12 protein-coding genes are annotated in these 12,454 nt (G+C 34.6%); 7 read left to right on the top strand and 5 right to left on the bottom strand.

From position 1 onward, the window contains the following. Positions 1-222 precede the first annotated feature (222 nt). The 4 genes from AC1M36_RS20125 (at position 223) to AC1M36_RS20110 (ending at position 5,281) form a co-directional block, all read left to right on the top strand. Positions 223-1,830 (top strand): sensor histidine kinase, encoded by a 1,608-nt coding sequence (locus AC1M36_RS20125; RefSeq protein WP_336452911.1) that lies wholly within the window; start codon positions 223-225, stop codon positions 1,828-1,830. Next, the gene (locus AC1M36_RS20120) at positions 1,827-2,534 is read left to right on the top strand and encodes a response regulator (protein WP_336452912.1); all 708 of its coding nucleotides are present in this window, start codon (positions 1,827-1,829) and stop codon (positions 2,532-2,534) included. Before AC1M36_RS20125 ends, AC1M36_RS20120 begins: the two co-directional genes overlap by 4 nt. Before the next feature lie 122 nt (positions 2,535-2,656). Then, positions 2,657-4,003, top strand: a complete 1,347-nt coding sequence (locus tag AC1M36_RS20115; protein WP_336452913.1) for a 2-hydroxycarboxylate transporter family protein — start codon at positions 2,657-2,659, stop codon at positions 4,001-4,003. A gap of 72 nt (positions 4,004-4,075) precedes the next feature. Further along, positions 4,076-5,281 carry an NAD(P)-dependent malic enzyme gene (locus tag AC1M36_RS20110; RefSeq protein WP_336452914.1) on the top strand — a complete coding sequence of 402 codons (1,206 nt, stop codon included), beginning with the start codon at positions 4,076-4,078 and terminating at the stop codon, positions 5,279-5,281. A 321-nt stretch (positions 5,282-5,602) separates the two neighbouring features. Here AC1M36_RS20110 and AC1M36_RS20105 read toward each other — a convergent pair whose 3' ends face one another. After that, positions 5,603-6,142, bottom strand: a complete 540-nt coding sequence (locus AC1M36_RS20105) for a DUF4871 domain-containing protein (protein WP_336452915.1) — start codon at positions 6,140-6,142, stop codon at positions 5,603-5,605. Positions 6,143-6,262: 120 nt separating this feature from the next. Next, positions 6,263-7,189: a DMT family transporter gene (locus AC1M36_RS20100; protein ID WP_336453033.1), complete on the bottom strand. Its 927-nt coding sequence runs from the start codon at positions 7,187-7,189 to the stop codon at positions 6,263-6,265. A gap of 119 nt (positions 7,190-7,308) precedes the next feature. Here AC1M36_RS20100 and pdxR point away from each other — a divergent pair, with 119 nt between their 5' ends. Both pdxR and AC1M36_RS20090 read left to right on the top strand, forming a co-directional pair. Then, positions 7,309-8,709 carry a MocR-like pyridoxine biosynthesis transcription factor PdxR gene (gene pdxR, locus AC1M36_RS20095; RefSeq protein WP_336452916.1) on the top strand — a complete coding sequence of 467 codons (1,401 nt, stop codon included), beginning with the start codon at positions 7,309-7,311 and terminating at the stop codon, positions 8,707-8,709. Between the two features lie 10 nt (positions 8,710-8,719). Continuing rightward, positions 8,720-9,052, top strand: coding sequence for a hypothetical protein (locus AC1M36_RS20090; protein ID WP_479846129.1), 333 nt, complete (start codon positions 8,720-8,722; stop codon positions 9,050-9,052). Between the two features lie 32 nt (positions 9,053-9,084). On the opposite strand, the gene AC1M36_RS20085 is transcribed toward AC1M36_RS20090, so the two are convergent. From AC1M36_RS20085 to AC1M36_RS20075, 3 genes are all read right to left on the bottom strand, one after another. Beyond that, positions 9,085-9,597, bottom strand: coding sequence for a GNAT family N-acetyltransferase (locus AC1M36_RS20085; protein WP_336452918.1), 513 nt, complete (start codon positions 9,595-9,597; stop codon positions 9,085-9,087). A 194-nt stretch (positions 9,598-9,791) separates the two neighbouring features. After that, positions 9,792-11,168: a sensor histidine kinase gene (locus AC1M36_RS20080; protein ID WP_336452919.1), complete on the bottom strand. Its 1,377-nt coding sequence runs from the start codon at positions 11,166-11,168 to the stop codon at positions 9,792-9,794. A gap of 109 nt (positions 11,169-11,277) precedes the next feature. Beyond that, complete coding sequence (locus AC1M36_RS20075; protein WP_336452920.1) at positions 11,278-11,949, bottom strand: response regulator transcription factor; 672 nt, start codon at positions 11,947-11,949, stop codon at positions 11,278-11,280. Positions 11,950-12,280: 331 nt separating this feature from the next. Here AC1M36_RS20075 and AC1M36_RS20070 point away from each other — a divergent pair, with 331 nt between their 5' ends. After that, on the top strand, positions 12,281-12,403 hold the full coding sequence (locus AC1M36_RS20070; protein WP_098335770.1) for a hypothetical protein: 123 nt from the start codon (positions 12,281-12,283) through the stop codon (positions 12,401-12,403). Positions 12,404-12,454 lie beyond the last annotated feature (51 nt).

Here is a 12,454-nt window from a genome sequence, read left to right as displayed (position 1 = left end):
CATTTCTTACTTTTAGTATAAAAGAGATCATGTGATACAACTATCGAAGTAGATGACATAAGAATTACATTATTGTAAGAATAAAAAAGTGGATAGAAAATTTTGTGAGAGAATGAATGAAGGTAGATGTCCTTATTTTGTGAAATTGTTGTATTTCTAAAAAAGAATAAGTAAGATAGATTTCGCATGCAGTAAAGAAGAAATAAGGGAGACAATAAAGGGATGAGGAAAAGAAAAAAGCTGTTAAGTTTATGGAAAACGATTACATTGCTAGTGTGTACTGTTATTTTACTTTCTTTACTTGTAACAGATATTTTAATTAGTCATAATGTCGAACGCACGACTGAAGAAAGCCAAGCTGAAAAAGCAAAAACAATTGCGCGTATTGTAGCGAATTCACCACTTGTCATTGATGCTTTAGCAGGAAGAAAAGATATATCTGAAATTCAAATGTATACAAACCGATTATTAAAAAATACAGATGTACAATTTATTGTAGTCATGGATATGAATGGTATTCGAAAATCTCACCCTGATCCTCAAAAAATCGGTCATCATTTTGTAGGAGGGGATGAAGGGGTAGCTTTGAAAGGGAAAGAACATGTATCGATGGCAGAAGGAACATTGGGAATCTCTATGCGCGTGTTTGTACCTATTTTTTCTGAAACGAGAGAACAAATGGGAGTTGTAGCTGTCGGTATTTCAGCTGATAATGTATATGAGAGGGTAAAAGAGAGTAGACACATTATTTATATTGGTATCAGTGTTGGAATCTTAGTTGGAATTATAGGTGCTATTTTATTAGCTAGACATATTAAGAAAATTTTATTTAATCTTGAACCTAGCGAAATCGCAAAAATTTTAGAAGAACGGAATACGATGTTACAATCTGTTAAAGAAGGAATTATTGCTGTTGATAAAAATGCGAGAGTTACTTTAATTAATAACGAAGCGAAACGGTTATTTAAGAAAAGTGGTCTCGAAGAAGATTTTATTGGCAAAGATGTTGAGAAGTATATGCCTAACTCATGTATAAAGGAAGTGTTACAAACGGGGGAAGCACAATTGTATGAGGAACAAAATCTTTATGGAATTACCATTGTTACAAACAGAGTTCCTTTATATGTTAAAGGAGAAATTGTTGGTGCGATTGCAACATTTCGTGATAAAACAGAGATTAGGCAATTAGCAGAACAATTAATGGATATTCGACTTTATGCAGAAGCGCTTCGGGCGCAATCTCATGAGTTTATGAATAAGATGCATGTTGTATTAGGGCTTACACATATGAAGCATTATGAACAATTAGAGACCTACATTAGTAACATGGTCTCGGAGCATCAATATGAAATTGGTGGTGTGATGCGAAAAATAAAAAATCCTGTATTTGCAGGATTTATGCTTGGTAAACTTAGTTACGCAAGGGAAAAGAATATACAACTTATTGTAAGCGAAAATTCTTACTTACCAGAGCCATATGATGAACATATTATTCATGAACTCATTACAATTGTAGGAAATTTAATCGACAATGCATTAGATGCGGTAGTGAATTGTGAATATAAACGAGTAGATATTTCTATTCAATATCAGGATACGTTGATTATCACAGTTAAAGATACAGGAGTTGGAATTCAGCAAGAAGAAATTGACAAAGTATTTATCAAAGGGTATTCCACAAAAGGAGAGAATCGAGGGTATGGCTTGTATCTTGTAAAGGATAGTTTAAAGCGAATAAATGGAAACATGCAGGTCGAGTCATTATTAGGGAAGGGAACGACCATAACCATTGAAATACCATACAAAAGTAGGGATGAGATAGGAACATGATCAAAGTTTTGATTGTAGAAGATGATCCGATGGTAGCGATGTTAAATAAGCATTATTTGGAGCAGGTAGGAGGATTTGAACTTGTCCAGGCAGTTAATTCTGTGAAAGAAGCAGTAGATATACTAGAGAAAGTACATATAGATTTTATCTTGCTGGATATTTTTATGCCTGGTGATACAGGATTTGAATTGTTAATGCACATTCGGAATCAGAAAAAAGAAATTGATGTTATGATGATTTCAGCTGTGCATGATATGGGGAGTATAAAAAAAGCGCTGCAATATGGAGTTGTTGATTATTTAATTAAACCGTTTACATTTGAACGGTTTAAGGAAGCATTAACGGCATATCGTGAGAAATTTATGTTCATGAAAGAACAACAAAATATTAGTCAATCTGAATTAGATACATTGATTTTACAAAAAGAAAAAGTAGAAATTCATGCAAATAAGGAACTGCCAAAAGGGCTAACAAAGCAAACATTACAGTTAATTTGGAAGCAAATAGAATTACTTCATGGACAAGTGTTTACAACAGATGAAATGGCGCAATTAGTTGGAATTTCAAGGGTTTCTATTCGAAAGTACGTCATGTTTTTAACTGAAATAGGAGTTTTAGAAAATGAAATGGTCTATCAACATGTGGGGAGACCGGTAAGTAAATTACGATGTATCGATGAAAGTAAAATACGTTTTTATGTATAAGCGGCTTATGTAAGCCGCTTATACTTTTTTTAATTACAAAATTAGTTACAAAACTTACAAAAACTATTTTTATTATTGAAAGCGTTTTAATATTGTGAATAGGAATATAAGGGGGTGCCTATATGGGGATTCAAAAAGAAGTGGAAGCGGTATCATCCGTGAAAACAACAGAGATGGAACAAAAAACTTTTGTACAGAAAATTATGAATATTAAAATTGGTGTTATACCTTTACCGTTATATATCGTATTAGCAGCTATTATTTATGGAGCATCTGTATATAACAAATTACCTGCTGATATGATTGGTGGATTTGCAGTCATTATGATTATGGGGATTTTCTTAGGTGATATTGGAATGCGGATCCCGATTTTAAAAAATATTGGTGGACCAGCAATTCTCTCATTATTTATTCCATCATTACTTGTATTTTTTAATTGGATGAATCCAGCTTCAATGGAAGCTGCTACTACATTAATGAAAAAGTCGAACTTTTTATATTTATATATTTCTTGTTTAGTAGTCGGAAGTGTTTTAGGAATGAACCGTAAAGTGTTAGTACAAGGGTTTGTTCGTATGTTTATTCCATTAGTTGTAGGAACAATCGCTTCTATTGTAGTTGGATTATTAGTTGGATCATTATTTGGATTTGAAATGAAGCGAACGTTCTTCTTTATCATTGTACCGATTGTGAGCGGTGGTATCGGAGAAGGGATTTTACCACTTTCTTTAGCCTACAGTGATATTTTAAATGAATCTTCTGCGACATTTGTATCACAGCTAATTCCAGCAGCTATTATTGGAAATATGTTTGCGATTGTAAGTGCAGGATATATGAAACGTCTAGGTGAAAAAAGACCCGAGCTTAGTGGTAATGGTGTATTAGTAAAAACAGATAATCAAGCAGAGTTATTAAAAGAACAAAATACAGAAAAACCAATTGATTTCTCATTAATGGGAGCAGGTTTATTAATCGCATGTACATTCTTTATCTTTGGCGGATTTGCTTCTAAATTTATTGGTATTCCAGGGGCAATCATTATGATCTTCTCTGCAGCGATTGTGAAGTACTTTAAACTAATGCCGGCAAAAATGGAGCAAGGAGCATATCATTTATATAAATTTATTTCGAAAAACTTAACCTGGCCATTAATGGTTGGTTTAGGATTGTTATACATTCCATTAAAAGACGTAGCAGCTGTTCTTTCAGTTGGATATGTTGTTGTATGCGCGTCAGTAGTACTTACAATGATAGCGACTGGCTTTCTTGTTGGGAAAGTAATGAAAATGTACCCAGTTGAATCTGCGATTGTAACAGGATGCCATAGTGGATTAGGTGGAACTGGAGACGTTGCGATTTTATCAGCTTCAAATCGTATGGAATTGATGCCATTTGCGCAAATTTCTACGCGTTTGGGCGGAGCTGCAATGGTCGTAACAGCAACGATTTTGTTAAAAATGTTTTCTTAAATTACTTACTATCAGACAAGCTAGCTATATAAAGATGTAGCTAGCTTGTCAAATTAAAGGGAGATTGTAACTATGTTAGAAAGTCAAATTAAAGAGCGTTCATTATTACTTCATAAAGAATTGGTAGGGAAAATTGAAATTACAAGTAAAGTAGAAGTAAATTCAGCAGATGATTTAAGTTTGACATATACACCAGGAGTGGCTGAGTCTTGTAAAGCAATCGCTGCAGATGAAGAAACAGCTTATGATTATACAGCGCGCGGTAATATGGTTGCAGTTGTTTCGGATGGAACAGCAGTACTCGGATTAGGTGATATTGGACCAAAAGCAGCTATGCCTGTTATGGAAGGGAAAAGTATTTTATTTAAAAAGTTTGCGAATGTAGATGCATTTCCGCTTTGTCTTGGAACGACTGATGTAGATGAAATCGTAACCATTGTTAAAAATTTAGAACCTACATTTGCTGGTATTAATTTAGAAGATATTGCCGCGCCGCGCTGTTTTGAAATTGAAAAGCGCTTAAAAGAAGAAATAAATATTCCAGTGTTCCATGATGATCAGCACGGAACAGCAATTGTTGTTTTAGCTGCAGTTATTAATGCTTTAAAAGTTGTAAACAAACAGATAGATGAAGTGAAGATTGTCATTAATGGTGCCGGTTCTGCAGGGATTGCAATTGGTAAATTGTTATTAAATGCAGGCGCACAGCATATTACACTAGTAAGTTTAGAAGGGATTGTTTGTGAAGGCGAATCATGGATGAATCCGGCACAAATCGAGATTGCGAAAGAAACAAATCGTGAATTTGTATGTGGAACATTAAAAGAAGCGATTGACGGTGCAGACATTTTTATCGGTGTATCTGCTCCTAACGTATTAACAAAAGAACTTGTGCAGACTATGAATGAAAAACCGATTGTGTTTGCAATGGCAAATCCAATTCCAGAAATATTCCCAGAAGATGCACTAGAGGCCGGGGCAGCGGTTGTTGGAACAGGACGTTCTGATTTTCCAAACCAGGTAAATAATGTGTTAGCGTTCCCTGGAATATTTCGCGGTGCACTAGATGTACGTGCGACAGATGTTACAGAAGAAATGAAGTTAGCTGCAGCATATGGAATTGCAAACATCATTACTGATGAGGAACGGAATGAGAACTATGTAATTCCAAATCCGCTAGATAAAAGAGTTGTACCAAGTGTGGCTGCTGCAGTAGCGAAGGCAGCAATCGAATCAGGTGTAGCACAAATAAAAAAGATACCAAGTTATTTGAAATAGTAAGAAACAGTACCTTTTTTTAGAAAAGGTACTGTTTCTCTGAGGAGATAAGGGATCAAAACAGTGATGAAGCCTTATCTCCTTTTATTGTCTTATACGATTCGTAATGAATTTTTTTTGTTTCATTATTTGTTCAACTCCATCGCAACTTGTTTTCCGTTTACGAAAACTTCTACTACTGCCACTACAACTTCCATCACTTTTTTCATCTCTCATCTCTCCTTGTTTATTGTTTCATTTCTTACTTTTAGTATAAGAGAGAGAGGGAGATACAACTATCGAAGTAGATGACACGAGAATTACATTGTTGTAAGGAAGAGATTAAGCTTTGTCACTTTTTTCTACATGAATAACAATTTGTTCATAATATTTCTCACCAATATATACATTTAATAACCATAATCCAGGAGAAGGCAGTGACATAAGGAAAGGAAGTTCTTTTATATTTGAATGAATGGGAGTAGGAGCAGTCCAAGTTTGTTCGGAAATTTCATCTTGGAAGAGTACGGGAGTGGGTGTTGTAGACCCTTGTTTTAAAGCAATAATAGATAGTTTTCCAGATGGTATTTGCGGATCGAGGAAGAACCACATCTGTTTATTTTTCTCACCAGCAATGAAAGTACTATCTGCAATTGCAATTTTTCCTTCAATGCCTCGTAACGGTGTTTTTCCATCAACAAAGGAAGGACTTTCTTCCCAGTTAACATCTTTTAAGACGCTTAAATGAAAAAATGAGGGTGCATTTGTTTGAGGGTTTGAAGTCTCTATTATTTCTTTTCTTGGTGCTTTGGAATCTTGTTCGATTGAGGTACATCCAGTGATGAGACAGGAGAAAAGTAGCGCAGTTCCAATTTTTTTCATCTTGCCACACTCCTATTTTTCGTTGTTAGTGTAATTGTATTTGTTAGAAGAGCGGCCAATTCCTTTTCATTCATAAAAAAGAGGTCATAAGTTTAGTATGACCTCTTTTGACATTTTGTACTATATTTGTTCCGGTGTGAATGTAGGCTCTGCTTCTTTTTCTGGCATTGTTAAGAAAATAACAGCGATGACGATACATACACCGCCTAGTAATTGGTATGCTCCGAAAGATTCTTTTAGCCAAGTGATGGAAATAACAGCTGCCACAAGCGGTTCAATACTAGATAAAATACTAGTCTCTGTTGCTGATAAATATTTTAGACTGCCAATGTAAAGAAGAAAAGAAAGTGTTCCACTTATAATAATTAAAATTAGCATAGAAAATGTTTGTAACGTAAAGGTTTGCGAAAGTTGTTTCCATTCAAAAGAGCGATTATAAATGAATAGTGCAATACCTCCTATTAGCATCCCCCAACCAATAATAAGAGTCGTCCCCCATTGTTTAATAAGGGAAGCTGGGTGAAGTGTGTAAAAGGCAAATCCAATTGCTGTTAAGAGACCGAATAAAATAGCTTCCTTCGATAAAACAATATTTTGAACGGATCCATTGGTAATGATAAAGTATGTGCCTGTTAGAGCAGCGACAATTGCTAATACTTGCATAGTGGAAGGAAGTTTTTTATGCCGCAGTGCAACATAAACAGTAATGAGAACTGGCCCTAAAAACTGGAATAAAGTAGCGGTAACTGCGTTGCTAATATGCACTGTTTCAATAAAAGCATACTGGGCGCCAAGCATTCCAAGAATAGAGAAAATGATCAGTTGTAAAAGATGGCGCGGGCTTTGCCAAATGCGAAATATATTTTGTTTTTTTAAAAGTAAGAACCATAAAATAAAGACCCCAGCAAGTAATAGACGAATGACTAAAAAATCGATAGATGATATTTTCGTATGTTGAAAAAGCCACTGAATCATCGGACCTGATAATCCCCATAAAGTAGCTCCTGTAATAATCATAATGAGGCCGAGTCGTCTGCTATTGTTCATCATCATGATGCTCCTTTCTAAGATTGATTTTTCAAAGTTTACATGATAAAAGGAATTATATATAACTTCTGGTACTATAAAAAGTATCAATAATTAATTTTATAAAGGGGTCAGATTTCATGTTAGAATTAACACCAAATTTGAATATGGAGGAAAAAATCCCGCTGTATGTACAGTTATACGAATATATAAAAGCAGAAATAAGAAGTGGAAAAATTCCTCCTTTGACGAAGCTCCCAGCAAAAAGAAAGTTAGCGGCGCATTTAGAAGTGAGTAAAAATACGGTGGAATCGGCATATGAACAGCTTCTTGCAGAGGGATATATTGAATCGATGTCACGCACAGGCTATTTTGTATGTGAAATAGAACAAATGATGCATACAGTGCAAAAAAGAGAAGTCGTGAAAGAAGTATTGTACAGGGAACAGAAATATAAATATGATTTTACACAAACTGGTGTAGATGCAAATTCATTTCCGTTCTCTGTATATCGAAAGATTTCAAACGAGGTATGGCAACTAGAAAATAAGGACCTACTATTTCTTGGTCATCCCCAAGGTGAATTGAGTTTACGTGAAGAGATGGCGAAATATTTATATGAATCAAGAGGTGTGAGATGTTCAGCAAGCCAAATTGTAATAGGAGCTGGCACACAGTTTTTAATAAGAATGTTGTTTCAGTTGCTAAAGAGAAGCTATTTTGCAGTTGAAAATCCAGGATATCACCGGAAATTAGTTGTCTTTGAGAAAGGTGAAGAAAATGTCCAGATGCTCTCGCTTGATAAGGATGGGATTTGTATTTCAGATTTAGAAGGTAGTAATGCAAATGTTGTGTTCGTTACCCCATCTCATCAATTTCCGTGTGGAATGATTATGCCAATTAAAAGACGGATGCAACTATTACAATGGGCACAAGGAGAGAGTGGGCGTTATATTATTGAAGATGATTATGATAGTGAGTTTCGTTACTCTGGAAAGCCGATTCCCGCATTGCAAGGACTTGATACAGAGGGAAATGTAATTTACATGGGAACACTTTCAAAAGCATTGCTCCCATCATTACGAATGAGCTATATGGTATTGCCAAAACAATTAATCGAGTTGTATCAAACACAATATTTATTTTATACACAAAGTGTTTCAAGAATCGATCAAGAAATTATTAGAAGATTTTTAAACGAAGGACATTGGGAAAAACATATTCATAAGATGCGAGTTGTTTATCGAAAAAAGAGAGATGCTCTTGTCTCAGCGATAGAAAGGTACTTTTCTAATAAGGTGGACGTGATAGGAGAAGATTCTGGCTTACATATTTTATTAAAGGTTCACAATGGGATGTTGGAAGAAGAATTAATAGAAAGAGCGGCTGAAAATAGCATAAGGGTATATCCAGTGTCTATGTATTATAAAGAAGGGACTACTTCAAAAAATACAGTTTTACTTGGGTTTGCTATTTTATCGGAGGAAGAGATTGAAGAGGCCACTCAATTGCTATATCAGGTGTGGTTTTTGGAAAAATAGGAGGAGTTTGGTGAAAGAAGTTATTGTAAAGTTACAACGGGATAAAAGAATACAAAATATCATTATTATTGCTGGATTAATAAGCATATTATTGGGACCAGAGAAGTTAAATATATACACTGGGATTTTGTATGGCATCATACTGACAATTATTGTGTATGTTTCGAGTTATGTGTACCTAGAGCCAATATGTAAAGGGGGTCTCTATTCAGTAAGCGCAGTATTAATACTAGCTGTTCTTTATGGAATATTTACTATATTTTTTCCATCTGTTCATTATATAGTGGTTATAATTATCATTGGAGTAGTGTGTTTTACATTTACATATCTTGTCGGAAAATAAAAAACATCCTCATGCATGTGAGGATGTTTTTCTTATTTCTCTTCATCTAAGAATAAAACCATATGCTCTTCATCCCAGTACTGACCGTTATATTTTAAAGAACGCTCTTGTACACCAAATGTTTTGAAGCCTAATGATTCATAAAGTTTTTTTGCACCATCATTTCCGACCACAACATCAAGCATAACTTGTTCTACTTCTAATGTTTTTGCAAGTTCAATACACTCTTTAATAAGAGATTTTCCTGCTCCAAGTCCACGTGCTTTTGGCGATACATATACCGAACCAATTTTTGCTTTATGCTCTTGTTTCACGTATGGTTTCGTTTCTAAGGTTGCAACCCCGATTAAGTTTCCGTCTTTAAACGCACCTAGCGTATAGTTTTCATCTTGCGCTAATTTTTGTGCTTTATACTCAATCGGGCATTCTTTATTAATAATATCTTCATAAGAAGAACTGAAAGCCTCAGGATTTTGCTTTAATCCTTCTACACGAAGCTCTAAGTAAATTTCTGCTTCATCCTTTGTTAATACATGGATATCCAATTATATCACCCTCCAAATCTTTGACAGATGTAATTATATTTTATATTGAAATAAGAATAATTTCAAAAAGCTAGCTTTTGTTAGTAGTATTTTATTGAGTTTGTAAATGAAATTCCAATAAATAGTAGCTATTAACATAATATCACCAGTAGATTTTTCGTAAAGATACTACTGGTGATAGACGAAAAATTATATTATTCGATTGGTAATGTAATAATAAATTCTGTTCCCATTCCAAGCTTACTTTTTACTTGAATGGAGCCGCTATGTAACTCAACAATTTCTTTTACAACAGCTAGACCGATTCCTTTACCACCCGTAGCCCGCGTTCTTGATTTATCAACCCGATAAAAACGATCAAAAATATGTGGAATCTCTTCTTGCGGAATCCCTTCTCCTTCATCTTGCACACTTATAGAAAAAGTATTCCCATTTTGATAGGCGTGTACAGTAATAACAGACTGTTCATAAGAATGCTGATAGGCGTTGTGTAATAAATTTAGCATCACTTGTTCCATGCGGCGTTCATCCATACAGACATTAGGATTATCTGCGCAGTAAAATTTAATTTTTATTTGTTTCTTAACAAACGTAGTCTTTGTTTTTTCAATCATCCGTTCCAGAAAAGGCAAGAGTGGCATTTTCTGTTTTTTAATAACAAATTGATGTTGTTCTAATTGCACAAGGTCAAATAAATCTTGAACAAGTTCTGTTACACTATCGGTTTCGTCTTCGATAATTTGCAAGTATTCTTCACGCTCCTCTTTAGATAAAGACTCTCGTTTTGCAACTTTGGCATAGCCTTTCATATAGGTGAGTGGTGTGAGAAGTTCGTGAGCAACGCTTGCAAGAAATTCATTTCGTTCTTTTTTCATATAGGTTAATTCGCTTGATAATTCTTCAATGGTTTTAGCTAAACTACCAAGTTCATCATTTCGTGTAATTCCCAATTTAATTGGTTTATTTAGCTTTAACATTTTTTCTGTTGCTCGTTTCATTTTAATAAGTGGATCAGTAATGACGCGAGAAAAAATAAATACAGAAATTGTTGTTAAAAGAAGCGTTAATATACCGATAATCATAAATTGACGTGTTAAACGAAGGATCATTTTCTCTAAGAAGGCTGTATCTAAAAACATATGTACATATCCAATAACTTGCCTGTGAACGATAATTGGAGTTGCTGTTGAAATAAACTTTGATGTTTTCCAGTTTTGTTCAACCATCGTTCCATCTGTTGAAATAGATTGTATTTTGTAGTCAAGCTGCTTTTTCATTTCGTTTGTGACAGGATCAGAGGCGGAAAGAACTTGCCCATTCGTATCTGTTATGACTAATTTTGTATCTGAATCAGAGTGGGATTCCATTGCTGCAGCATGCTCCAAAGCGCGTGTGCTATAACGTCTAGCAATAAATTTACTATAGCGCTTGCCTTTTTCTAAAAGGGCTGTTTTTTCTTCATCGATGCGCATGTTCGCAAGACTCGTATGAAAAGATAAAAAGGCAATTGTTTCAATACATAGAGCTAAGATTAAAAAGTATGTACCAACCTTGAGGGATAGTTTATTCATTTTGTCACCATACCTTTATTTCACATTAATGGCCAGCAGAAAGAAACTCACTACCGACCAGAGTTTTATTATGCTTGTTTAACGAGTTTTAAGTGGGAGAAGTCAATTCTCATTCACTTTTCCACTTATATCCCACTTTATAGATAGTCTCTAAGTATTTTTCAACAGGAAAATCTTTTTTTCGTAATTTATCACGGATATTGCGGATATGTGAGTCGACAGTACGGTATTCAATATCGGTTTGATATCCCCATATTTTTTCAATTAAATCATCACGGCTATATGCTCGATTCGTATTTTGTAAAAACAGTCCTAGTAACGAAAACTCGATAGGTGTAAGTGAAATTTTTTCGTCGTAAACAGTGACAGTATGTTTGGTTTTATCCCATTCAATACCATTGAAGCTAATAAAACCATCCTTTCTTGTTCGGCGCAGTACAGCTTCAATTCGTGCAACGAGTACTTGTTCGTCAAAAGGTTTTGTAATATAGTCATCGGCCCCCATTGTGAGTCCCTTAACCATATCGTAGTTTTGATTACGAGCTGTTAACATTATGATTGGAACATTGCAGATTTGGCGGATTTGATAACATGTATCCCATCCATCCATATTTGGCATCATGACATCTAACAAAATGATATCGAAGTTTTTTTGCTGAATTAGTTCAAGAGCTTCTATGCCAGACGTGGCTTTCATACAAAAATAACCGCGTGGACTTAAAAATAAATCTAATAATCGTAACATGCGTTCTTCGTCGTCTACTAATAAGATTTTTATCATGGTCTTGTGCACCTCAAAACATTCATTTCTACTTTGTATAGTTTACATGAAAATAATAAAAAACTCTGTTTATGTGATTGAATTGTAGTGTATTTTTTCTACTAAGGCAATTGACATAAAAAATGCACTACTTTTGCACAACTCTTTTTTATAATAAAAGGCGTAGCGACACAAAATACCCTATGTTGCGACATAACGTCATGTCATTTTATTTATAAAATGACAATTCCATTCTATTGTGTATGTGAGATAGCGAGAAATTTCGTATTCACCTCGCATCGGATAAGGAAAATTTCCTATCTCACACTTTTTTTAAAAGGGGAATATACACATGAGTAAAAAAGAAGAACGTTTCCAAAAGGATAAACAAGATCGCAATGCTGTTGTAATGTGTGTTGCCGTATCTATGCTAATCATTGTAACGTGTGCGAATAAATTTTTCGGAATTCTATAATAGATGTATAAGCTCGTTGTTTCGTTTGGAGAAACAATGAGCTTTTTTTAT

The sequence above is a fragment of the Bacillus sp. Medicinal_06 genome (genome assembly GCF_056711665.1).
Note: the sequence above shows the minus strand (reverse complement) of the source record. Positions and strands in the feature narration are given on the sequence as shown.